This is a genomic window from Streptococcus mitis, assembly GCF_000960025.1.
GTDB classification, from domain to species: Bacteria; Bacillota; Bacilli; order Lactobacillales; family Streptococcaceae; genus Streptococcus; species Streptococcus mitis_DH.
Map to the genome: position 1 here is coordinate 89,593 of NZ_JYGQ01000001.1, position 23,819 is coordinate 113,411.

18 protein-coding genes and 1 pseudogene are annotated in these 23,819 nt (G+C 41.7%); 13 read left to right on the forward strand and 6 right to left on the reverse strand.

The window, feature by feature from the left end:
* Positions 1 to 102: 102 nt before the first annotated feature.
* The 5 genes from TZ91_RS00530 to galE all read right to left on the reverse strand — a co-directional run bounded on the left by TZ91_RS00530 (position 103) and on the right by galE (position 4,960).
* On the reverse strand, positions 103 to 1,068 hold the full coding sequence (locus tag TZ91_RS00530; RefSeq protein ID WP_033687335.1) for a siderophore ABC transporter substrate-binding protein: 966 nt from the start codon (positions 1,066 to 1,068) through the stop codon (positions 103 to 105).
* A 95-nt stretch (positions 1,069 to 1,163) separates the two neighbouring features.
* A complete protein-coding gene (locus tag TZ91_RS00535) occupies positions 1,164 to 1,916 on the reverse strand; it encodes an iron ABC transporter ATP-binding protein (protein WP_033687336.1) in 753 nt (250 codons plus the stop codon).
* Positions 1,913 to 2,869, reverse strand: coding sequence for an iron chelate uptake ABC transporter family permease subunit (locus TZ91_RS00540; protein WP_033687337.1), 957 nt, complete (start codon positions 2,867 to 2,869; stop codon positions 1,913 to 1,915). Before TZ91_RS00540 ends, TZ91_RS00535 begins: the two co-directional genes overlap by 4 nt.
* Positions 2,859 to 3,818: an ABC transporter permease gene (locus TZ91_RS00545; protein ID WP_033687338.1), complete on the reverse strand. Its 960-nt coding sequence runs from the start codon at positions 3,816 to 3,818 to the stop codon at positions 2,859 to 2,861. The genes TZ91_RS00540 and TZ91_RS00545 overlap by 11 nt, the downstream gene beginning before the upstream one ends.
* A 143-nt stretch (positions 3,819 to 3,961) precedes the next feature.
* Entirely contained in the window at positions 3,962 to 4,960 is a 999-nt protein-coding gene (gene galE / locus TZ91_RS00550; protein ID WP_033687339.1) for a UDP-glucose 4-epimerase GalE, read from the reverse strand.
* A 293-nt stretch (positions 4,961 to 5,253) separates the two neighbouring features.
* Here galE and pepA point away from each other — a divergent pair, with 293 nt between their 5' ends.
* Both pepA and TZ91_RS00560 read left to right on the forward strand, forming a co-directional pair.
* Positions 5,254 to 6,318: a glutamyl aminopeptidase gene (pepA, locus tag TZ91_RS00555; protein WP_020903106.1), complete on the forward strand. Its 1,065-nt coding sequence runs from the start codon at positions 5,254 to 5,256 to the stop codon at positions 6,316 to 6,318.
* A 19-nt stretch (positions 6,319 to 6,337) separates the two neighbouring features.
* On the forward strand, positions 6,338 to 6,634 hold the full coding sequence (locus TZ91_RS00560; RefSeq protein WP_033687340.1) for a bacteriocin immunity family protein: 297 nt from the start codon (positions 6,338 to 6,340) through the stop codon (positions 6,632 to 6,634).
* Between the two features lie 96 nt (positions 6,635 to 6,730).
* On the opposite strand, the gene TZ91_RS00565 is transcribed toward TZ91_RS00560, so the two are convergent.
* Entirely contained in the window at positions 6,731 to 8,362 is a 1,632-nt protein-coding gene (locus TZ91_RS00565) for a Na/Pi cotransporter family protein (protein WP_033687341.1), read from the reverse strand.
* Positions 8,363 to 8,665: 303 nt separating this feature from the next.
* Here TZ91_RS00565 and TZ91_RS10815 point away from each other — a divergent pair.
* The 11 genes and pseudogenes from TZ91_RS10815 to dnaJ form a co-directional block, all read left to right on the forward strand.
* Positions 8,666 to 8,728 (forward strand): annotated as a pseudogene (locus TZ91_RS10815) (YSIRK-type signal peptide-containing protein); the annotation flags it as partial.
* A 342-nt stretch (positions 8,729 to 9,070) separates the two neighbouring features.
* Positions 9,071 to 13,939 carry an endo-beta-N-acetylglucosaminidase gene (locus TZ91_RS00570; RefSeq protein WP_407829555.1) on the forward strand — a complete coding sequence of 1,623 codons (4,869 nt, stop codon included), beginning with the start codon at positions 9,071 to 9,073 and terminating at the stop codon, positions 13,937 to 13,939.
* 89 nt (positions 13,940 to 14,028) lie between these two features.
* Entirely contained in the window at positions 14,029 to 15,225 is a 1,197-nt protein-coding gene (locus TZ91_RS00575) for a phosphoglycerate kinase (RefSeq protein ID WP_001096743.1), read from the forward strand.
* A gap of 135 nt (positions 15,226 to 15,360) precedes the next feature.
* Complete coding sequence (locus TZ91_RS00580; RefSeq protein WP_020902185.1) at positions 15,361 to 15,888, forward strand: FUSC family protein; 528 nt, start codon at positions 15,361 to 15,363, stop codon at positions 15,886 to 15,888.
* Positions 15,889 to 15,964: 76 nt separating this feature from the next.
* Complete coding sequence (gene glnR, locus TZ91_RS00585; RefSeq protein WP_000659548.1) at positions 15,965 to 16,321, forward strand: transcriptional repressor GlnR; 357 nt, start codon at positions 15,965 to 15,967, stop codon at positions 16,319 to 16,321.
* A gap of 36 nt (positions 16,322 to 16,357) precedes the next feature.
* On the forward strand, positions 16,358 to 17,704 hold the full coding sequence (glnA, locus tag TZ91_RS00590) for a type I glutamate--ammonia ligase (protein WP_004255939.1): 1,347 nt from the start codon (positions 16,358 to 16,360) through the stop codon (positions 17,702 to 17,704).
* A gap of 194 nt (positions 17,705 to 17,898) precedes the next feature.
* Positions 17,899 to 18,933, forward strand: coding sequence for a heat-inducible transcriptional repressor HrcA (gene hrcA, locus TZ91_RS00595; RefSeq protein WP_033687342.1), 1,035 nt, complete (start codon positions 17,899 to 17,901; stop codon positions 18,931 to 18,933).
* A gap of 26 nt (positions 18,934 to 18,959) precedes the next feature.
* Positions 18,960 to 19,484 carry a nucleotide exchange factor GrpE gene (gene grpE, locus TZ91_RS00600; RefSeq protein ID WP_000046038.1) on the forward strand — a complete coding sequence of 175 codons (525 nt, stop codon included), beginning with the start codon at positions 18,960 to 18,962 and terminating at the stop codon, positions 19,482 to 19,484.
* A 252-nt stretch (positions 19,485 to 19,736) separates the two neighbouring features.
* Complete coding sequence (gene dnaK, locus TZ91_RS00605; protein ID WP_033687343.1) at positions 19,737 to 21,560, forward strand: molecular chaperone DnaK; 1,824 nt, start codon at positions 19,737 to 19,739, stop codon at positions 21,558 to 21,560.
* Positions 21,561 to 21,671: 111 nt separating this feature from the next.
* Positions 21,672 to 22,304 (forward strand): DJ-1/PfpI family protein, encoded by a 633-nt coding sequence (locus tag TZ91_RS00610; protein WP_033687344.1) that lies wholly within the window; start codon positions 21,672 to 21,674, stop codon positions 22,302 to 22,304.
* A gap of 309 nt (positions 22,305 to 22,613) precedes the next feature.
* A complete protein-coding gene (gene dnaJ / locus TZ91_RS00615; protein ID WP_033687345.1) occupies positions 22,614 to 23,750 on the forward strand; it encodes a molecular chaperone DnaJ in 1,137 nt (378 codons plus the stop codon).
* Positions 23,751 to 23,819: the final 69 nt, after the last annotated feature.

Here is a 23,819-nt window from a genome sequence, read left to right on the forward strand (position 1 = left end):
ACAGATTTCAAAATGCTAAAAACGCATCCTATCAGGTTGAGTGAGCTTGATAGGATGCGTTTTAGAATGTCAAAATTTTACTTAAATTGAGTTTAAATCAGCTTATTTCAAAGCTTTTTGAGCGTCTTCAATCATGAGTTTTGTTGATTCAAGCCCGCCTCCACTTAGATACCAGAGGTCTGGTGTTAGTTGGATGATTTTACCGTTTTTAGCTGCAGGTGTTTCAGCAATGAGGGCATTTTCTAGGACGCCATCGTTGCTTGAGTTGTCACCACCGATAGCAAGGGTACGGTTGATGACAAAGAGGATGTCAGGATTGATTTCTTTGACACTTTCAAAACTGACTTCTTGTCCGTGGCGAGAGTCTTCAAATTGAGTGTCAGTTGGCTTGAATTTCAAGGTTTGGTACAAGAAAGAGAAACGAGATTGGGCACCAAAGGCAGCCATTTTTCCTTCGTTGAGGAGGATAGCAAGGGCTTTTTTGTCAGAACTTTCGTTTTTAGTTGCGACTTCTTGGATGCTCTTGTCTAGCTTGGCCAATTCTTCCTTGCCTTTCTGTGTACTAGTTTCACCAAAGGCGCCTGCTAAGGACTCAATGTTGGTCTTAGTTGAAGTCCAGTAGTCATCTTTGCCTGCTTGGAAGAGAACAGTCGGAGCGATTTCGTTGAACTTATCTACGAATTTTTGGGTACGTGGTGAAGCGATAATTAGGTCTGGTTCAAGAGCAGCAAGGGCTTCTAGGTCTGGCTCAACCATAGAACCAACATTTTTAACTTTTCCAGCTAGGTCTTTAAGATAAGTCGGAACAGTTTTTGTAGGCATTCCGACGATATTCTTTTCAAAACCTAAAGCGCGAATAGTATCCGCAGCACCGAGGTCAAAGGTCACAATCTTTTCAGGGACTTTTGAAAGTGTGACTACACCTAGTGAACTTTTAATGGTTACCTCTGTTGGAGCAGAGCTACTTGACTCCGTCTTACTAGTGCTTGAGTTTGTACTACATGCACCAAGTAGGAGCAAGAAGCTGGCCGCTAGGGCAGTGAGATAAAATTTAAGGGATGTTTTCATGATTTCTCCTTTTTAAAATATGATAACGATGTAGGGAGTCTCTAGGTTTTATTGACTAAGAGACAAAATTTCTTCTAACTCGAGTTTCTGAGTTGCTAGCTATAGATACAGATCATTTTGCCATTGATGTCAGCCAGCGTGATGGGAATCTCATATAGTTGACTGAGCAGGTCAGACTGCATGATTTGATTGGTTGTTCCCTTGCTAAAGACTTGACCGTCCTTGAAGGCGACAATTTCATCTGCATACTGGCTGGCCATGTTGATATCGTGGAGGACGATGATAATGGTCTTCCCTAGTTCCTCCACCAGTCGCCGAAGAATCTGCATCATGCTGACGCTTTGCTTGATATCGAGATTGTTGAGCGGTTCATCCAGCAAGATAAAGTCTGTATCCTGGGCCAGTACCATAGCGATAAAGACGCGTTGGAGTTGGCCTCCAGACAGGCTATCGATGTAGCGGTCTTTTAAGTTGGTCAGTTCCAGATAGTCCAGAGTTTCTTGAATTTTTTCCCAGTCTTCGGGTTTCAGTCGACCTCGACTGTAGGGAAAACGTCCAAAACTGACCAGTTCTTCAACAGTCAATTTGGCTTGGTAATTGATTTTCTGCTTTAGGATGGTGAGTTCTTGGGCTAGTTCTTGTGAATTCCAACTCTCGATTTCACGTCCTTTAATACTGAGAATTCCCTGATCTTTCTTGGTTAGTCTGCTCATGATGGAGAGGAGAGTCGATTTTCCAGCACCATTTGGACCAATGAAGGCTGTCAGTTTCTGAGGACTGACTTCAAGCGTAATACCTTGCAAAATATCCTGTTTTTGAATGGATTTGTCAATGTTTTCCAGTTTCACTGACGCGCCCTCCTGTATAGTAAGATAAAGAATAAGAAGCCACCTACACTCTCGATGATCATACTGATGCGAATTTCCAAAGCAAAGACTCGTTCAATCAAGGCCTGCCCCAAGGTCAAGCTAATAAATCCAACCAGAATGGCTACGATAAAGAGTAACTTATGTCGATAGTCTTTGACGATTAGGTAAGTGAGGTTAGCCAGCATAAAGCCGAAGAAGGCCATAGGCCCTACCAAGGCAGTGGCCGTTGAGGTCAAAAGCACGATACCCCAGAGGAGTTCTCTCTGTTCTTTTTCAACATTGAGCCCCAATATCTGAGCCGTTTCTCTTTGCAGGTGCAAGACATCCAGAATGACTGCTTTTCGAAAGAAAAAGATTGTCAAAGCGAGGATGATTAGAGAACCGATGGCTAGGATGGAAGTGTTGAGATGTTGAAAGGAAGCAAAGAGACTGTTTTGCAGTTTATCGTATTCATTTGGATCCATCAGGACTTGGAGGAAGGTACTGATATTTCGAAAGAGACTTCCGAGAGCTAGACAGATTAGCAGGATGAAGACAAGGTCTTGCTTCATCAGTGTCTTCAAGTAGCCTTGCAAGGTGAGAAAGAAGAGGGATTGAAGTAGAAGTAAGACTAGGAATTCTAAAATAGGAGACTTACCAAGTTGAAGAAACTTACTTTCAAAAACCAGTAGTAGGGTTTGTAGTAGGACGTAGAAGGATTCTATTCCCAAAATACTTGGCGTCAGGAAACGATTTTCCGTCAGGGTTTGAAAACTAATGGTCGAAATCCCTGTCGCGATAGCTACCAAGAGATAAACGATGATCTTTTGGGAACGCAGTTTCCAAGAAAAGGCTGACAAGTGAGTGATGGGCCAAAAGTAGAGGAGACAAGCTCCGATGGCCAGAATAATGAGAAGCCAGAAGAGCTTGGTATGTTTGCTTTTAAACTGCATCTTTTCGTCCCCCTCTCCATAGAAGTAGGATAAAGACGAGGCTACCAATGATTCCTAGTAGAAGACTGACAGACAACTCATAGGGTCGAATCAGAACTCGGGATAGGATATCGCAGGCCAGAACTAGATTGGCTCCAACCAGTGCGACGATAAGTTTGGTCTGACTTAGATTATCTCCATAACGCTTGCGAACAAGATTGGGAACAATAACTCCGAGAAAAGGTAAGCCACCCACGGTAATCATGGTGACACTAGTCGTTAGAGCAACCAGAAAGAGAGCCAGTTTTTCAAGTAGGGAGTAAGAAATCCCCAAACTCTCACTGGCTTCCTTGCCCAGATTCATGATGGTAAAAGTTTGGGATAATTTCCAAACGGCTATCAGGATGATGAGGCCTAAAAAGAGCCATTCATACTGATGATTCTGAATCATGGAGAAGGAGCCCTGGGTCCAAGCTGTCATACTCTGAACCAGATTGAAACGGTAGGCGATAACTTCTGTCACAGAACCGATAATCCCGCTATAGATGACCCCAATCAGAGGCAACATCCACCTTTCCTTTATAGAAAAAATAGTCATAAAGGCTAGGAAGAAGAGGGTGAATACGATGGATGAAACAAAAGCGAAGAGCATCTTTTGGGTCAGACTAGCCGACGGAAAGACAAAGAGGCTCAGCACCATTCCCAGTTTGGCAGCTTCAGTCGTTCCAACTGTGCTTGGAGCAGCAAACTGATTTTGAGTGATAGTCTGCATGAGAAGTCCTGCCATACTCATACTAGAGGCCGTCAGGAGAATACTGATGGTTCTTGGAAGACGGGACTCTTGAAAGAGAAGCCAAGTTTCATGATCCAGAGCAAAGAGTTTTCCCCATGAAAAATCACTGGTCCCAATGCTAATAGAGAGAAAGACTAGGAGTAGAAGTAAGCCAATTAAATAATGAGAAAGTTTCATACCCCATCCTTTCATGTAGATTTGGTACTGAAAGATACCTGCGGATATTACTGTAACATGATTTATTTAATCTGTCAATAAATTTTCTGACAATTTAATGAATAAAACAAGGAGAGAGCGCCAAGGCTTTCTCCTTTGTTATCCTATTCCAAAATGTTTTTGCCTTCTTTAACACGCCAACGATAATCTGATAAAATAATATCTTCGAGGGAGTAGCTAGCCTTCCAATCAAGATATTTTTTAGCTTTTGATGCGTCTGCTAGGACGCTAGCTGGGTCACCAGCACGACGAGCAACAATTTCGTGTGGTATTTTTTGATTCAGTAATTCTTCAGCAGTTTTAAAGATTTCTTTGACGGTATAGCCTTTTTCAGTTCCTAAGTTAAAGATTTGAGAAGAACTGTCTTCTTGAAATAGGTAGTTCATTCCTTTAACATGAGCCTGTGCAAGGTCCAAGACATGAATGTAATCTCGAATACATGAACCATCACGTGTATCATAGTCATCTCCAAATATTTTCAGGCTATCATTTTGTCCCAATGCGGTCTTGTTGATGTTGGGAATGATATGAGTTGGATTTTTCACTCGCAGACCGTTTGAAGCATCCATTTCAGCTCCAGCAACATTAAAGTAACGGAAAATGACATATTTCCAGTCGTAGCGATTGGCCATCCAGTAAATCATTCGTTCACCCATCAGTTTTGTCTCTGCATAAGGATTGACAGGGTCGAGCAGGGTATCTTCAGTTGCTGGCTTGTCAATACAGTTATTACCATAGAGGGAAGCAGTCGAAGAGAACATGATTTTTTGAATGCCAACTTCAGATAAGACTTTGAGAACTTGGTTCATACCCGCAACATTGGCAGTGAAGTATTTACTTGGGTTTTCAATACTTTCGCTCACAACAATTTCACCTGCACAATGAAGAACAGCATCAATCTTATTTTCTTCTAAGTAAGCTTTTAGAGCACTAGAATCATAAACATCTAGTTGCTTAAAGCTAGCACGACTATCCACAGCCGAACGATTTCCTGTAGAGAGATTATCTAGAACATGTACCTGATAGCCAGCATTTAAAAGAGCTTTAACGGTATGGGAGCCAATATAGCCAGCTCCACCTGTAACAAGAATTGTTTTGGTCATGATTTTTTCCTTTTCCTAGTTTTGTACTATTTTAAAGAAATAAGAAGGCAAAGTCAACTATTTTCTGCAAATTTCATGAAAAACTGAACAAATATAGCATTGAATTGTTTTGTGTTTGGAAATTAATAGTTTGGTTGATCTTGGAATAGTTCTTAGATTTCACCTCACATGCAAGAAAATACAAGCTTTTTATAAGATACAGTAAGACTAAGATACTAATTTAGAAATCCACCTTCCCGCTATCCTTCTCCTATAAAAAGTGGTAAAATGGATGAAAGAAAGAAGGAACTGAAATGACAACATTATTTTCAAAAATCAAAGAAGTAACAGAACTTGCTGCGATCTCAGGTCATGAAGCACCTGTCCGTGCTTATCTTCGTGAAAAGTTGACACCGCACGTGGATGAAGTGGTGACAGATGGCTTGGGTGGTATTTTCGGGATTAAACATTCAGAAGCTGCGGATGCACCACGTGTCTTGGTCGCTTCTCACATGGATGAAGTTGGTTTTATGGTCAGCGAGATTAAGCCAGATGGCACCTTCCGTGTGGTTGAAATTGGTGGCTGGAACCCCATGGTAGTCAGCAGCCAACGTTTCAAACTCTTGACTCTTGACGGTCGTGAAATTCCTGTGATTTCAGGTTCTGTTCCGCCACATTTGACTCGTGGTAAGGGCGGACCAACCATGCCTGCTATTGCAGATATCGTCTTTGATGGCGGTTTTGCGGATAAGGCTGAGGCAGAAAGCTTTGGCATCCGTCCTGGCGACACCATCGTGCCAGATAGTTCTGCAATCTTAACAGCCAATGAAAAAAATATCATCTCAAAAGCTTGGGACAACCGCTACGGTGTTCTTATGGTGAGCGAGTTGGCGGAAGCTCTGTCAGGTCAAAAACTGGGAAATGAACTCTATCTTGGCTCTAACGTCCAAGAAGAAGTTGGTCTCCGCGGTGCTCATACATCTACAACTAAGTTTGACCCAGAAGTATTCCTAGCAGTTGATTGCTCACCTGCTGGTGATGTTTATGGTGGCCAAGGCAAGATTGGAGATGGAACCTTGATTCGTTTCTACGATCCAGGTCACCTGCTTCTCCCAGGTATGAAGGATTTCCTTTTGACAACGGCTGAAGAAGCTGGTATCAAGTACCAATACTACTGTGGTAAAGGCGGAACAGACGCTGGCGCAGCTCATCTGAAAAATGGTGGTGTCCCATCTACAACAATCGGTGTTTGCGCTCGTTATATCCATTCTCATCAAACCCTCTACGCTATGGATGACTTCCTAGAAGCACAAGCTTTCTTACAAGCCTTGGTGAAAAAATTGGATCGTTCAACGGTTGATTTGATTAAAAATTATTAAACTTAAGGAGGTGGTAGGGATGGTAGAACCAAACCTAGAAAGCCTTGTAAAAGATCTTTACAATCATGCTCGCCAAGATTTGAGTGAAGATTTAGTTGCTGCTCTCCTAGAGACTGCTAAAAAACTGCCTACTACAAATGAGCAATTGCTGGCAGTTCGTCTCTCAGGCCTGGTCAATCGTGAATTGCTCCTAAATCCCAAACATCCGGCACCTGAGTTGCTCAACTTGGCTCGCTTTATCAAAAGAGAAGAAGCCAAGTACAAAGGAACTGCAGCTTCTGCGCTTATGTACGGGGAGCTCTTTAAAATGCTTTGATTCCATTGTGGATCAAAGCATTTTTTATATGGTAGAAAGGCAATTCTTGGTTAGGAAAAGAAAAAAGCCATCCCATTCAGGATAGCTTCTTGGTTCTTAGATTTGTTCAGCAATGACCTTTTCAGCTAGATTCATAGCATGGTCTGATACACGAGTGTAGTGGGAAATGATGTCGATAAAGTTGACCCCAGCTTGCGTTGAACACTCGCCCTTGTTGAGGCGTTTGATGTGGGTCTTTCTGAGAACGCGTTCCATATTGTTGATTTCTTTATGGCGTTCAATCAGACTTTGAGCTTTTTCAATATCATTGTTTTCCACGCTGTCAAGGGCATCCTTGATAAAGCCAGTGGTCTTTTGATAGATATCAGCTAATTCCTGCAAAGCAGCTTTAGAAAACTCAACATTTTTACGTTGAAGATAGTCAGTCAGGTTGAGAAGAGCTTCTGCGTGATCCCCAATCCGTTCCAAATCACGGGATGAATCCAGGATGTTGGTGAGCACTTCACTTTCTTTCTGGCTAAGGGCTTCACTGGAAAGAGTAATGAGGTAACGAGTCAATTTTTCATCAATGGTATTGATGGCTTCTTCTGTCTTGTGGCCTTTTTCAGCAACCTTTTCATTGAGGTCAATGATGTAGTTGTATGAAAGGTCAAAGGCTTTAGAAGCATAATTTCCCAAGTGAAGGAGTTCTTTCTTTGCATTTCCGAGAGCGATTGATGGAGCTTGTTTAATCAAATGCTCATCAAGATAAAGTGGCTCGTACTTGACAACTTCATCTTCACCAGGGATGAGCTTAGTTACAAAGAAAGCCAAAGCTCCGATGAATGGAAATTGTACAATGGTGTTACTTACGTTAAAGGCACCGTGAGAGAAGGCGATGGTCATCTCAGGTGAGAGGTGAAGGAGTGCCTGGAAGTACTCAATCATAGATGTAAATGGACCTAATAAGATTAAGCAAAGGATAGTTCCTAATACGTTAAAGGTGACGTGGGTTGCAGCAACGCGTTTCGCAGAGATATTGGCTCCAGCTGCCGCGATGATAACTGTTAGGGTTGTCCCGATATTATCCCCGAAGAGAACTGGTAGCGAACCTTTAAGGTCAAGGAATCCACCTGCATAGAGCCCTTGCAAAATCCCGATTGTCGCAGAAGAAGCTTGGATGAGGACGGTAATCACTGCACCGGCAAAAACTCCCAACACAGGATTTTGTCCCAAGGTTACCATGTATTCCTTAAATTGTGGTAAATCTTTAAGAGGGCTCATACCGGCACTGATGAGGTTGAGGGCGTAGAAGATTCCTCCTACACCAAACAGGATGCGCCCGATATTGTTTGCTGTTCTATTTTTGGTAAAGAAGAGGAACATGGTTCCAAGGAAAATCAGGGGTAAAGCATACTCACCAAGCTTGAAACCGATGATAAAGGAAGTAACTGTGGTTCCGATGTTGGCTCCCATGATAATTCCGATAGCCTGTCTAAGAGTGAGAAGACTAGCGCTGACCAGTCCAACCGTGATAACTGTAACCCCTGTACTTGACTGAATCAGGGCAGTCACGACAATTCCGACTAGAACACCTAAAAAGGGATTGCTAGTGTACTTGTCAATGTAAAAACGAAGGCGATCTCCAGCAGCTTGTTGCAAACCGTCTCCCATGGTCTTGATACTATATAAGAATAGCCCTAGACCACCTAAAAAGTGAAATAAAATTTCCTGCCAATTAATGGACATTTCTTTTTCCTCCGAAAAATAATAACGGAATTTCTCCTATTCTATTTTAAAGGATAAAAGTAAATCTAACAAGTGTTAAGCTAAGATTTTAGAAAGAAAATTCGTTAGAATGGGCCTTAATTATATTAATTTTACCAATTTCTAACCTAGATATAGGTATTTCCTTTTATATATTGACATTTAAAAGAAATATTTTAAAATGAGGGAGGAATTATCTTGGTCCCTGTGATTGGGATAAAAATTTTATAAATAAAGTTAAGCGCTTTCTTTTATGCAACAAAATCAATCTTTTAGGAGGAGAAAATGAAGAATCCATTTTTTGAAAGACGTTGTCGTTACAGTATTCGTAAGTTATCAGTAGGAGCCTGCTCGCTGATGATTGGGGCTGTTTTATTTGCTGGTCCAGCCTTGGCTGAAGAAACTGCAGTTCCTGAAAATAATGGAGCCAATATAGAGCTTGTTTCAGGAGAGAGTGAGCATCCAACTAATGAAGCTGACAAGCAGCATGAAGGAGAACATGCTAGAGAAAATAAGCCAGAAAAGGCAGAAGGAGTAGCGACAGCATCTGAAACTGCTTCGCCAGCAAGCAATGAAGCTGCGACTACTGAAACCGCAGAAGCAGCTAGCGCAGCTAAACCAGAGGAAAAACCAAGTGAGGTGGCTGCAGAAACATCATCTGCAGAAGCAAAGCCTAAGTCTGACAAGGAAATAGAAGCAAAGCCTGAAGCAACTAGCCAAGGAGATGAGTCTAAGCCAGCGGCAGAAGCTAATAAGACTGAGAAAGAAGTCCAGCCAGATGTCCCTAAAAATACGGAAAAAACATTAAAACCAAAGGAAATCAAATTTAATTCTTGGGAAGAATTGTTAAAATGGGAACCAGGTGCTCGTGAAGATGATGCTATTAACCGCGGATCTGTTGCCCTCGCTTCACGTCGGACAGGTCATTTGGTTAATGAAAAAGCTAGCAAGGAAGCAAAAGTACAAGCCCTATCCAACACCAATTCTAAAGCAAAAGACCATGCTTCTGTTGGTGGAGAAGAGTTCAAGGCTTATGCTTTTGACTATTGGCAATATCTAGATTCAATGGTCTTCTGGGAAGGTCTCGTTCCAACTCCTGACGTTATTGATGCAGGTCACCGTAACGGGGTTCCTGTATACGGTACACTCTTCTTCAACTGGTCTAATAGTATTGCAGATCAAGAAAAATTTGCTGAAGCTTTGAAGCAAGACCCAGATGGTAGCTTCCCAATTGCCCGTAAATTGGTGGATATGGCCAAGTATTATGGCTATGATGGCTATTTCATTAACCAGGAAACAACTGGGGATTTGGTTGAACCTCTTGGAGAAAAGATGCGCCAGTTTATGCTCTATACCAAGGAGTATGCTGCTAAGGTAAACCATCCAATCAAGTATTCTTGGTACGATGCCATGACTTATAACTATGGACGTTACCACCAAGATGGTTTGGGAGAATACAACTACCAATTCATGCAACCAGAAGGAGATAAGGTTCCAGCAGATAACTTCTTTGCTAACTTTAACTGGGATAAGGCTAAGAATGATTACACTATTACAACTGCCAACTGGATTGGCCGTAATCCTTATGACGTATTTGCAGGTTTGGAATTGCAACAGGGTGGTTCCTACAAGACCAAGGTCAAATGGAATGACATTTTAGATGAAAATGGGAAATTACGCCTTTCTCTTGGTTTGTTCGCCCCAGATACCATTACAAGTTTAGGAAAAACTGGTGAAGATTATCATAAGAATGAAGACATCTTCTTTACAGGTTATCAAGGTGATCCTACTGGCCAAAAACCAGGTGATAAAGATTGGTATGGGATTGCTAACCTAGTTGCGGACCGTACGCCAGCAGTAGGTAATACTTTTACTACTTCTTTTAATACAGGTCATGGTAGAAAATGGTTCGTAGATGGTAAGGTTTCTAAGGATTCTGAGTGGAATTACCGTTCAGTTTCAGGTGTTCTTCCAACATGGCGCTGGTGGCAAAAATCAACTGGTGATAAGTTGAAAGCAAGCTATGATTTTGAAGATGCTTATAATGGTGGAACTTCTCTCAAATTTGCAGGGGATCTTTCAGGTGCGACTAAGCAAGATGTGAATTTGTACTCTACTCGCTTGAAGGTGACAGATACCACCAAATTGCATGTTGCCCATAAAGGAGGCAAAGGAACCAAGGTTTATGTAGAATTTGCAACCAAGAAAGATTATATCTACGGTGATGAAGCTGCCCGTAAAGAATTGACAGTTTCAGATAACTGGACTACCGATGATTTTGATTTGAGTGCCTTGGCAGGTAAAACAATTTACGGTATCAAACTGTATTTTGAAAATGATAAAGACCTAAAAGGTTATCAATTTAACCTGGGGCAATTGACCATCAGCAATAATCAAGATGCTCCTCAGGCACCAACCACAGTAGCTGTAGCCAAACAAGTCCTTAAAAATGCCCAAGAAGCGGAAGCAGTTGTGCAATTTAAAGGCAACAAGGATGCAGATTTCTATGAAGTTTACGAAAAAGATGGAGACAGCTGGAAATTACTAACTGGCTCATCTTCTACAACTATTTATCTACCAAAAGTTAGCCGCTCAGCAAGTGCTCAAGGTACAACTCAAGAACTGAAGGTTGTAGCAGTCGGTAAAAATGGAGTTCGTTCAGAAGCTGCAACCACAACCTTTGATTGGGGCATGACTGTAAAAGATACCAGCCTACCAAAACCACTAGCTGAAAATATCGTTCCAGGTGCAACAGTTATTGATAGTACTTTCCCTAAGACTGAAGGTGGAGAAGGTATCGAAGGCATGTTGAACGGTACCATTACCAGTCTGTCTGACAAGTGGTCTTCTGGACAGTTAAGTGGTAGTGTGGATATTCGCTTGACCCAGCCACGTACAGTTGTTAGATGGGTGATGGACCATGCTGGAGCTGGTGGAGAATCTGTAAACGATGGTTTGATGAACACCAAAGACTTTGACCTTTATTATAAAGATGCAGATGGTCAATGGAAGTTGGCTAAGGAAGTCCGTGGCAATAAAGCCCATGTTACAGATATTACCCTCGATAAACCTATCACAGCTCAAGATTGGCGCTTGAATGTCGTTACTTCTGACAATGGAACTCCATGGAAGGCTATTCGTATCTATAACTGGAGAATGTATGAAAAGCTTGATACTGAAAGTGTCAATGTTCCAATGGCCAAGGCTGCAGCCCGTTCTCTAGGCAATAACAAGGTACAAGTTGGCTTTGCGGATGTACCAGCTGGAGCAACCATTACCGTTTATGATAATCCAAATTCTCAAACTCCGCTTGCAACCTTGAAGAGCGAAGTTGGAGGAGACCTAGCAAGTTCACCATTGGATTTGACAAATCAATCTGGTCTTCTTTATTATCGTACCCAGTTGCCAGGCAAGGAAATTAGTAATGTCCTAGCAGTTTCCATTCCAAAAGATGATCGAAGAATCAAATCAGTCAGTCTAGAAACAGGACCTAAGAAAACAAGTTATGCTGAAGGGGAAGATTTGGACCTTAGAGGTGGTGTTCTTCGAGTTCAGTATGAAGGAGGAGCTGAGGACCAACTTATTCGCCTAACTCACGCGGGTGTATCAGTATCAGGCTTTGATACGCATCATAAGGGAGAACAAAATCTTACTTTACAATATTTGGGGCAACCGGTACATGCTAATTTATCAGTGACTGTTACTAGCCAAGATGAAGCAACTCCGAAAACTATTTTGGGAATTGAAGTCAGTCATGAACCGAAAAAAGATTACCTAGTTGGTGATAGCTTAGACTTGTCTGAAGGACGTTTTGCAGTGGCTTATAGTAATGATACTATGGTTGAACATTCCTTTACTGATGAGGGAGTTGAAATTACTGGTTATGATGCTCAAAAGACTGGCCGTCAAACTTTGACGCTTCGTTACCAAGGTCATGAAGTCAACTTTGATGTTTTGGTATCTCCAAAAGCAGCATTGAACGATGAGTACCTTAAACAAAAATTAGCAGAAGTTGAAGCGGCTAAGAACAAGGTGGTCTATAACTTTGCTTCACCAGAAGTAAAAGAAGCTTTCTTGAAAGCAATTGAAGCGGCCGAACAAGTGTTGAAGGACCATGAAACTAGCACCCAAGATCAAGTCAATGACCGACTTAATAAATTGACAGAAGCTCATAAAGCTCTGAATGGTCAAGAGAAATTTACGGAAGAAAAGACAGAACTTGATCGCTTAACAGGTGAGGCTCAAGAACTCTTGGCTGCCAAACCAAACCATCCTTCAGGTTCTGCCCTAGCTCCGCTTCTTGAGAAAAACAAGGCCTTGGTTGAAAAAGTAGATTTGAGTCCAGAAGAGCTTGCAACAGCGAAACAGAGTCTGAAAGATCTGGTTGCTTTATTGAAAGAAGACAAGCCAGCAGTCTTTTCTGATAGTAAAACAGGTGTTGAAGTACACTTCTCAAATAAAGAGAAGACTGTCATCAAGGGCTTGAAAGTAGAACGTGTTCAAGCAAGTGATGAAGAGAAGAAATACTTTGCTGGAGAAGATGCTCATGTCTTTGAAATAGAAGGTCTAGATGAAAAAGGCCAAGACGTCGATCTCTCTTACGCTTCTATTGTGAAAATTCCAATTGAAAAAGATAAGAAAGTGAAGAAAGTCTTCTTCTTACCTGAAGGTAAAGAGGCAGTAGAATTGGCTTTTGAACAAACGGATAGTCATGTCATCTTTACAGCGCCACACTTTACTCATTATGCCTTTGTTTATGAATCTGCTGAAAAACCACAACCTGCTAAACCAGTAGAAAAAGTTATTTCAAGCAAGGAACCAGCTGAAGGTATCAAGAATTTGGTTGTGGATACTCCGAAATTAGAAGTCGAAGAGACAAGTATCGCCTTCGAACACCAAGAACGACCAAATCCAAATCTCCCAGTCGGTCAACGTCAACTTGTCCAAGCAGGAGTTGAGGGACAAATTCGTCGCTTGATTGAAGTAGATAGTCAAGGCAATCGTACGCTTCGCGCTACAGAAGTTTTGAAAGAAGCAAGCCCTGAAATCGTAGAAGTAGGTACTGGTCTCATTCCTGCCAATCCAGCACCACAAAACACAGACCTTCCAAAACCTACTAATCAACCGGCTTCTGATCAACAAAAGGCTCCTAAATTGGAAGTTCAAGAGGAAAAGGTTGCCTTTGACCGTCAAGAGCATGAAAATGCTGATATGCTAGTTGGGGAACAACGAGTCATCATACAAGGACGAGATGGTCTGTTGAGACATGTCTTTGAAGTTGATGAAAACGGTCAGCGTCGTCTTCGTTCAACAGAAGTCATCCAAGAGGCGATTCCAGAAATTGTTGAAATTGGAACAAAAGTAAAAACTGAACCAGCAGTAGCGCCTACACAAGAAAAACCAGCCCAAAATACAGCAGTTAAATCAGAAGAAGCAAGCAAACAATTGCCAAATACAGGAACTGCTGATGCCAATGAAGCCCTAATAGCAGGATTGGTAAGCCTTGGTCTTGCTAGTTTAGCCTTGACATTGAAACAGAAAAAAGAAGATGAAGATTAAATATCGAAAAATCTTGTGAAATCTTTCCTTATATTTCCAAAGTGTGATATAATAGTTTCGAATAAAATAAATAAAGGGGTTTTTGTAACATGGCAAAACTTACTGTTAAAGACGTTGACTTGAAAGGTAAAAAAGTCCTCGTTCGTGTTGACTTCAACGTACCATTGAAAGATGGCGTAATCACTAACGACAACCGTATCACAGCAGCTCTTCCAACTATTAAGTACATCATCGAACAAGGTGGACGTGCAATTCTTTTCTCTCACCTTGGACGTGTGAAAGAAGAAGCTGATAAAGCTGGTAAATCACTTGCTCCTGTAGCAGCAGACTTGGCAGCTAAATTGGGCCAAGACGTTGTTTTCCCAGGTGTCACTCGTGGTGCTGAATTGGAAGCAGCTATCAACGCTCTTGAAGATGGACAAGTTCTCTTGGTTGAAAACACTCGTTACGAAGATGTTGACGGCAAGAAAGAATCTAAAAACGATCCTGAACTTGGTAAATACTGGGCATCACTTGGAGATGGTATCTTCGTAAACGATGCATTCGGTACAGCTCACCGTGCACACGCATCTAACGTTGGTATCTCAGCAAACGTTGAAAAAGCAGTTGCTGGTTTCCTTCTTGAAAACGAAATTGCCTACATCCAAGAAGCAGTTGAAACTCCAGAACGTCCATTCGTGGCTATCCTTGGTGGTTCAAAAGTTTCAGACAAGATCGGTGTTATCGAAAACTTGCTTGAAAAAGCTGATAAAGTCCTTATCGGTGGTGGTATGACTTACACATTCTACAAAGCACAAGGTATCGAAATCGGTAACTCACTTGTAGAAGAAGACAAATTGGATGTTGCGAAAGCTCTTCTTGAAAAAGCAAACGGTAAATTGATCTTGCCAGTTGACTCAAAAGAAGCTAACGCATTTGCTGGTTACACTGAAGTGCGTGACACTGAAGGTGAAGCAGTTTCTGAAGGCTTCCTTGGTCTTGACATCGGTCCAAAATCTATCGCCAAATTTGACGAAGCTTTGACTGGTGCCAAAACAGTTGTATGGAACGGACCTATGGGTGTATTTGAAAACCCAGATTTCCAAGCTGGTACAATCGGTGTGATGGACGCTATCGTGAAACAACCAGGAGTTAAATCAATCATCGGTGGTGGTGACTCAGCTGCCGCAGCGATTAACCTTGGTCGTGCAGACAAGTTCTCATGGATTAGTACGGGCGGAGGTGCTTCAATGGAACTTCTCGAAGGTAAAGTTCTTCCAGGACTTGCAGCCTTGACAGAAAAATAAGATTTTATAAACAAATCAAAGAAGAGAGGAATGAAAGTTCCTCTTTTCTTTTGCTTAAAATAAAAACGCTTCCTCTCAACTATTCCTCATAAAATCAGCCAATTTATGATAAAATGGAAATAGAAAGTTGAGATTATGAGTTATTTTAAAAAATATAAATTCGATAAATCCCAGTTCAAACTTGGTATGCGAACCTTTAAAACAGGTATTGCTGTTTTTCTAGTTCTCTTGATTTTTGGCTTTTTTGGTTGGAAAGGTCTTCAAATCGGTGCTTTGACAGCCGTTTTTAGCCTGAGGGAGAGTTTTGATAAGAGTGTCCATTTTGGGACTTCGCGTATTCTAGGAAATAGTATCGGTGGCCTCTATGCCCTGGTCTTCTTCCTATTAAATACCTTTTTCCATGAAGCCTTTTGGGTAACTTTAGTAGTTGTTCCAATCTGCACCATGTTAACCATTATGACAAATGTAGCTATGAATAATAAAGCAGGTGTAATTGGTGGTGTAGCGGCTATGTTAATCATTACCCTATCGATTCCGAGTGGCGAGACGATTTTGTACGTATTTGCGCGTGTATCAGAAACTTTCATGGGAGTTTTTGTCGCAATTCTCGTAAATTATGATATTGACCGCATTCGGCTCTTTTTTGAGAAAAAAGAAAAATAATGTTACATTTTATAACATTATCAATTGACGTTTGTCTTTTTTTAGACTATAATAGACAGAAAGAAGGAAATTGTAAATGAAGGAAAAAGAATTTCGCCGAAATATGGCTGTTTTTCCTATCGGCAGTGTTATGAAGTTGACCGATCTATCGGCGCGTCAGATTCGTTATTATGAAGATCAAGAGTTGATTAAGCCTGATCGAAACGAAGGGAACCGTCGCATGTATTCCTTGAATGACATGGATCGTCTGCTTGAAATCAAAGATTATATCTCTGAAGGTTATAATATCGCTGCCATTAAGAAAAAATATGCTGAACGTGAAGCGAAATCCAAGAAAGCGGTGAGTCAGACTGAGGTGCGTCGTGCACTTCATAATGAACTCCTCCAACAAGGTCGCTTTGCTTCAGTACGGTCACCTTTTGGTCGCGGTTAGGCAACCGCAAGTAGTCATACATTAAGGAGAAAACTCATGCCAATCACAGCTGCAGATATTCGTCGTGAAGTCAAGGAAAAAAATGTTACCTTTATTCGTCTCATGTTCTCAGATATTTTGGGAACCATGAAAAACGTCGAAATTCCTGCTACAGATGAACAGTTAGATAAAGTCTTGTCAAACAAGGCTATGTTTGATGGATCTTCTATTGAAGGTTTTGTACGTATCAATGAGTCGGATATGTACTTGTACCCAGACTTGGATACATGGACAGTCTTCCCTTGGGGAGATGAAAATGGAAGTGTTGCAGGTTTGATCTGTGATGTCTATACAACAGAAGGTGAACCATTTGCAGGAGACCCTCGTGGCAATTTGAAACGTGCTCTTCGTCACATGGAAGAAGTGGGATTCAAATCCTTCAACCTTGGGCCAGAGCCAGAATTCTTCCTATTTAAGTTGGATGAAAATGGAGATCCAACACTTGAAGTGAATGACAAGGGTGGCTACTTTGATTTGGCGCCTACTGACCTTGCGGACAACACACGTCGTGAGATTGTGAATGTCTTGACCAAAATGGGATTTGAAGTAGAAGCGAGTCACCACGAGGTTGCGGTTGGACAGCATGAGATTGACTTCAAGTACGATGAAGTTCTCCGTGCTTGTGATAAGATTCAAATCTTTAAACTTGTTGTTAAAACCATTGCTCGCAAACATGGGCTTTACGCAACCTTTATGGCTAAACCAAAATTTGGTATTGCTGGATCAGGTATGCACTGTAATATGTCCTTGTTTGATGAAGAAGGAAACAATGCCTTCTTTGATCCAAATGATCCAAAAGGAATGCAGTTGTCAGAAACGGCCTACCATTTCCTTGGCGGTTTGATTAAGCATGCCTACAACTATACTGCCATCATGAACCCAACAGTTAACTCATACAAACGTTTGGTTCCTGGTTATGAAGCACCTGTTTACATTGCTTGGGCTGGTCGTAACCGTTCGCCACTTGTGCGCGTGCCTGCTTCACGTGGTATGGGAACTCGTCTTGAGTTACGTTCAGTGGATCCGATGGCAAACCCATATATCGCGATGGCTGTGCTGTTGGAAGTTGGTTTGCATGGTATTGAAAACAAAATTGAAGCACCAGCTCCTATCGAAGAAAATATCTACATCATGACAGCAGAAGAGCGTAAGGAAGCTGGTATTACAGACCTTCCATCAACTCTTCACAACGCTTTGAAAGCTTTGACAGAAGATGAAGTTGTTAGAGCGGCTCTTGGAGAACATATCTATACTAGTTTCCTTGAAGCCAAACGAATTGAATGGGCAAGTTATGCAACCTTCGTTTCACAATGGGAAATTGATAACTATTTAGATCTTTATTAATATAGAAGAAAGATTGCCTGAGGGCGGTCTTTTTTTTTCTAGGTCTTCAGACTGATTTTTAGCACTCTTGATAAAAGAGTGCTAATTTTTTGAGTTTTTATCTTGACATTCTCTTTTAAGGGTGTATAATAGAATCATAAGTTAGCACTTGAGTGCATCGAGTGCTAATCGATCAGACAGAGAGGAGTGATGAGGTGGTTACAGAGCGTCAGCAGGATATTCTAAATCTGATTATTGACATCTTTACCAAAACGCACGAACCTGTCGGATCCAAAGCCTTGCAAGAGTCTATTAACTCTAGCAGTGCAACTATTCGTAATGACATGGCGGCTCTAGAAAAGCAAGGTTTGCTTGAGAAGGCTCATACTTCAAGTGGTAGGATGCCAAGTGTTGCTGGTTTTCAGTACTATGTGAAACACTCACTGGATTTTGATCGACTGGCTGAAAATGAGGTTTACGAGATTGTCAAAGCCTTTGATCAGGAATTCTTCAAATTGGAGGATATTCTGCAAGAGGCTGCTAATCTACTGACAGACTTGAGTGGCTGTACGGTAGTAGCACTGGATGTTGAGCCGAGCAAGCAACGGTTGACAGCCTTTGATATCGTTGTTTTGGGGCAACATACAGCCTTGGCAGTATTCACCCTAGACGAGTCTCGAACGGTTACCAGTCAGTTTCTGATTCCAAGGAACTTTTTGCAGGAGGATTTGCTGAAACTGAAGAGCATCATTCAGGAACGTTTCCTCGGCCATACCGTTCTAGATATTCACTACAAGATTCGGACGGAGATTCCGCAGATTATCCAGCGTTACTTCACAACAACGGATAATGTGATTGATCTCTTTGAACACATCTTTAAGGAAATGTTCAACGAAAACATTGTGGTGGCGGGCAAGGTTAATCTCTTGAATTTTGCCAATCTGGCAGCTTATCAGTTCTTTGACCAACTGCAAAAGGTGGCTCTGGAGATTCGTGAGGGGTTGCGTGAAGATCAGATGCAAAACGTCCGTGTTGCAGACAGTCAAGAGTCCTGTCTAGCTGATCTAGCGGTGATTAGTAGCAAGTTCCTCATTCCTTATCGGGGAGTTGGAATTCTAGCCATTATCGGTCCAGTCAATCTGGATTACCAACAGCTAATCAACCAAATCAATGTGGTCAACCGTGTTTTGACCATGAAGTTGACAGATTTTTATCGCTACCTCAGCAGTAATCATTACGAAGTACATTAAGATTGAAATCATTAAAGGAGGCGAAAATGGCCCAAGATATAAAAAATGAAGAAGTAGAAGAAGTCCAAGAAGAGGAAGTTGTGGAAACGGTAGAAGAAACAACTCCTGAGAAATCTGAGTTGGACTTGGCAAATGAACGTGCAGATGAGTTCGAAAACAAATACCTTCGCGCTCATGCAGAAATGCAAAATATCCAACGCCGTGCCAATGAAGAACGTCAAAACTTGCAACGTTATCGTAGCCAGGACTTGGCAAAAGCGATTCTCCCTTCTTTGGATAACCTAGAGCGTGCACTCGCAGTTGAAGGTTTGACAGATGATGTGAAGAAGGGCTTGGAAATGGTGCAAGAAAGCTTGATTCACGCTTTGAAAGAAGAAGGAATCGAAGAAATCGCAGCTGACGGTGAATTTGACCATAACTACCATATGGCTATCCAAACTCTCCCAGCAGACGATGAACACCCAGCAGATACCATCGCTCAAGTTTTCCAAAAAGGCTACAAACTCCATGACCGCATCCTACGCCCAGCTATGGTAGTGGTGTACAACTAGGCTAGAGAACTTAAAAAACTTGTCCGAAACGACAATAAACTATGAAGAAAGATAAAATATATTTGGCTTTGCAATAGTGAGCGAAGCGAACCAAAGACGATACTCTTCGCCGTGGCGCTATTTGCGCAAACTTTTAGACCTTAGGCTCAAAGTTTAGTCAAAGAGATTGACGAAGTCAAGCTCTGACGGCGTCGCCACTTAAGAAGAGTATCAAAAAGAAAAATAGAATATAAAATTTAAGGAGAAAAACACATGTCTAAAATTATCGGTATTGACTTAGGTACAACAAACTCAGCAGTTGCAGTTCTTGAAGGAACTGAAAGCAAAATCATCGCAAACCCAGAAGGAAACCGTACAACTCCATCTGTAGTCTCATTCAAAAACGGCGAAATCATCGTTGGTGACGCTGCGAAACGTCAAGCAGTTACAAACCCAGATACAGTCATCTCTATCAAATCTAAAATGGGAACTTCTGAAAAAGTTTCTGCTAATGGAAAAGAATACACTCCACAAGAAATCTCAGCTATGATTCTTCAATACTTGAAAGGCTACGCTGAAGACTACCTTGGTGAAAAAGTGACTAAAGCAGTTATCACAGTTCCTGCTTACTTCAACGACGCTCAACGTCAAGCAACAAAAGACGCTGGTAAAATCGCTGGTCTTGAAGTAGAACGTATTGTCAATGAACCAACTGCAGCCGCTCTTGCTTACGGTTTGGACAAGACTGATAAAGAAGAAAAAATCTTGGTATTTGACCTTGGTGGTGGTACATTCGACGTCTCTATCCTTGAATTGGGTGACGGTGTCTTCGACGTATTGTCAACTGCAGGGGACAACAAACTTGGTGGTGACGACTTTGACCAAAAAATCATTGACCACTTGGTAGCTGAATTCAAGAAAGAAAACGGTATTGACTTGTCTACTGACAAGATGGCAATGCAACGTTTGAAAGATGCAGCTGAAAAAGCGAAGAAAGATCTTTCTGGTGTAACTTCAACACAAATCAGCTTGCCATTTATCACTGCAGGTGAGGCTGGACCTCTTCACTTGGAAATGACTTTGACTCGTGCGAAATTTGACGATTTGACTCGTGACCTTGTAGAACGTACAAAAGTTCCAGTTCGTCAAGCCCTTTCAGATGCAGGTTTGAGCTTGTCAGAAATCGACGAAGTGATTCTTGTTGGTGGTTCAACTCGTATCCCAGCCGTTGTAGAAGCTGTTAAAGCTGAAACTGGTAAAGAACCAAACAAATCAGTAAACCCTGATGAAGTTGTTGCCATGGGTGCTGCCATCCAAGGTGGTGTGATTACTGGTGATGTCAAAGACGTTGTCCTTCTTGACGTAACACCATTGTCACTTGGTATCGAAACAATGGGTGGTGTCTTCACAAAACTCATCGACCGCAACACAACAATTCCAACATCTAAATCACAAGTCTTCTCAACAGCAGTAGACAACCAACCAGCCGTTGATATCCACGTTCTTCAAGGTGAACGCCCGATGGCAGCAGATAACAAGACTCTTGGACGTTTCCAATTGACAGATATCCCAGCTGCACCTCGTGGAATTCCTCAAATCGAAGTAACATTTGATATCGACAAGAACGGTATCGTGTCTGTTAAGGCTAAAGACCTTGGAACTCAAAAAGAACAAACTATTGTGATCCAATCTAACTCAGGTTTGACTGACGAAGAAATCGACCGCATGATGAAAGATGCAGAAGCTAACGCTGAAGCAGATAAGAAACGTAAAGAAGAAGTTGACCTTCGTAATGAAGTAGACCAAGCTATCTTTGCGACTGAAAAGACTATCAAGGAAACTGAAGGAAAAGGTTTCGACGCAGAACGTGACGCTGCCCAAGCTGCCCTTGATGACCTTAAGAAAGCTCAAGAAGACAACAACTTGGACGAAATGAAAGCAAAACTTGAAGCTTTGAACGAAAAAGCTCAAGGACTTGCTGTTAAACTCTACGAACAAGCTGCAGCAGCCCAACAAGCTCAAGCAGGAGCAGAAGGCGCACAAGCAACAGGAAACGCAGGCGATGACGTCGTAGACGGAGAGTTTACGGAAAAATAAAATAGTCCAGTGGACTATTTTATCCCGAGCTTGAAAATCAGGCGAGTATAAGAAGAAATCCAGAGGTTGCAACCCAGCCTCTGTTTTTCGATAAAATAGAGGATGTTGCGTATGAAAAAAGTACTTTGTGTCATTTATCCTAATTTTTCTCTTTATGAGATAACCACTTTAACAAGTACTTTAGCTCTGTCTTTTGATATCACGATTGATTATGTAGCTTCTGAGAATTCGATGGTGGTCTCTGAGGATGGTTTGCCCTGTCAACCGACGAAAACATTGGATCAAATCCGTATAGAAGATTATTCTTGTGTGATTTTGCCAGGAATGGTAAATATAGGGCCTGCTCTACAGGATGAGAAATTGATTTTGTTTTTGAAAGGTCTCGATGAGCAAGATGTCTTAATTGCAGCTATTTCTTCAGCGCCTCTTTTATTGGCGAAAGCAGGCTTGTTGAACGACACGAAATTTACAGGTGGAATTTGGCAAAACTTCTTTGACTATTTTGAATTTCTTCCACGTGAGAATTTCCAACCGAAAGCCCTTGTGCAAGATAAACAGATCATTACGGCTATCGGTTTTGCACATCAAGAGTTTGCAAGGAAAGTGATTCTAAGTTTAGGGTTGGCAGAAAATACGGACAACTATTTTAAAGAACAGAACGAATATTCAGAAGAGGACTTGATTTTTACTCTATCGGACAAAGAGTTTGATCAAGTGAAGCAAAGTATAGAAAACACCCTCTAAAGATTTACTTATAAATTATAGAAAGGAACAAGGGTGTTCGTAACTGAACACGGGTTCCCAAATTTCTTACTCAATATAAAAGAAAGGAATTGAACCCGACCTAAATCGAGGTTTGATTCAAAATATCAATAGAAAGGAACAAATGTGTTCAGGGAATTGAACACGGGTTCCCAAATTTCTTACTCAATATAAAAGAAAGGAATTGAACCCGACCTAAATTCTCGGAAAAAAGATAAATCTGCCTAGGAGTATCGCTCCAGCGTCAGATTTCCTATTTTTCAGTCGAATTTTACGGTCTTGGTATATTGTATGAACAATACTGAATTTTATGATCGTCTGGGGGTGTCAAAAAACGCTTCGGCAGACGAGATCAAAAAGGCTTATCGTAAGCTTTCGAAAAAATATCACCCAGATATCAACAAGGAGCCTGGTGCTGAGGAAAAGTACAAGGAAGTTCAGGAAGCTTATGAGACTTTGAGTGACGACCAAAAACGTGCTGCTTATGACCAATACGGTGCTGCTGGAGCAAACGGTGGTTTTGGTGGAGCTGGTGGTTTCGGAGGTTTCGATGGGGCAGGAGGCTTCGGTGGTTTTGAAGATATCTTCTCAAGTTTCTTCGGCGGAGGCGGTACTTCGCGCAATCCAAATGCTCCTCGTCAGGGGGATGACCTCCAATACCGTGTGAATTTGACCTTTGAAGAAGCTATTTTTGGAGCTGAAAAAGAGGTTAAGTACAATCGTGAAGCAAGCTGTAGTACATGTAATGGCTCAGGTGCTAAGCCAGGAACAAGTCCAGTCACTTGTGGACGCTGTCATGGCGCTGGTGTCATTAACGTCGATACACAGACTCCACTTGGTATGATGCGTCGCCAAGTAACCTGTGATGTCTGTCACGGTCGCGGAAAAGAAATCAAAGATCCATGTACAACTTGTCACGGAACAGGGCATGAAAAACAAGCCCATAGTGTACATGTCAAAATCCCTGCTGGTGTGGAAACAGGTCAACAAATTCGCCTAGCTGGTCAAGGTGAAGCAGGCTTTAACGGTGGACCTTATGGTGACTTGTATGTAGTGGTTTCTGTGGAAGCCAGCGACAAGTTTGAACGTGAAGGAACGACTATCTTCTACAATCTCAACCTCAACTTTGTCCAAGCAGCTCTTGGTGACACAGTTGATATCCCAACTGTTCACGGTGATGTTGAATTGGTTATCCCAGAGGGAACTCAGACTGGTAAGAAATTCCGTCTACGTGGCAAGGGAGCTCCGAGCCTTCGTGGTGGTGCAATTGGTGACCAATACGTTACAGTTAATGTCGTAACACCGACAGGCTTGAACGACAGCCAAAAAGCAGCCTTGAAAGAATTCGCAGCTGCTGGTGATTTAAAAGTCAATCCAAAGAAAAAGGGATTCTTTGACCATATTAAAGATGCCTTTGAAGGAGAATAAAAGTAAAAAGAGCCGTTGGGCTCTTTTTGTCTTATCTTTGAAAATTTAGTGTCGAAAAATCATTTTCCA

Coding starts and splice junctions, on each gene's coding strand:
- dnaK (WP_033687343.1), top strand. CDS start 19,737: ATGTCTAAAATTATCGGTATTGACTTAGGTACAACAAACTCAGCAGTT.
- pepA (WP_020903106.1), top strand. CDS start 5,254: ATGACAACATTATTTTCAAAAATCAAAGAAGTAACAGAACTTGCTGCG.
- grpE (WP_000046038.1), top strand. CDS start 18,960: ATGGCCCAAGATATAAAAAATGAAGAAGTAGAAGAAGTCCAAGAAGAG.
- glnR (WP_000659548.1), top strand. CDS start 15,965: ATGAAGGAAAAAGAATTTCGCCGAAATATGGCTGTTTTTCCTATCGGC.
- TZ91_RS00540 (WP_033687337.1), bottom strand. CDS start 2,869: ATGCAGTTTAAAAGCAAACATACCAAGCTCTTCTGGCTTCTCATTATT.
- TZ91_RS00580 (WP_020902185.1), top strand. CDS start 15,361: ATGAGTTATTTTAAAAAATATAAATTCGATAAATCCCAGTTCAAACTT.
- TZ91_RS00530 (WP_033687335.1), bottom strand. CDS start 1,068: ATGAAAACATCCCTTAAATTTTATCTCACTGCCCTAGCGGCCAGCTTC.
- TZ91_RS00610 (WP_033687344.1), top strand. CDS start 21,672: ATGAAAAAAGTACTTTGTGTCATTTATCCTAATTTTTCTCTTTATGAG.
- TZ91_RS00575 (WP_001096743.1), top strand. CDS start 14,029: ATGGCAAAACTTACTGTTAAAGACGTTGACTTGAAAGGTAAAAAAGTC.
- TZ91_RS00565 (WP_033687341.1), bottom strand. CDS start 8,362: ATGTCCATTAATTGGCAGGAAATTTTATTTCACTTTTTAGGTGGTCTA.
- glnA (WP_004255939.1), top strand. CDS start 16,358: ATGCCAATCACAGCTGCAGATATTCGTCGTGAAGTCAAGGAAAAAAAT.
- galE (WP_033687339.1), bottom strand. CDS start 4,960: ATGACCAAAACAATTCTTGTTACAGGTGGAGCTGGCTATATTGGCTCC.
- TZ91_RS00545 (WP_033687338.1), bottom strand. CDS start 3,818: ATGAAACTTTCTCATTATTTAATTGGCTTACTTCTACTCCTAGTCTTT.
- dnaJ (WP_033687345.1), top strand. CDS start 22,614: ATGAACAATACTGAATTTTATGATCGTCTGGGGGTGTCAAAAAACGCT.
- TZ91_RS00560 (WP_033687340.1), top strand. CDS start 6,338: ATGGTAGAACCAAACCTAGAAAGCCTTGTAAAAGATCTTTACAATCAT.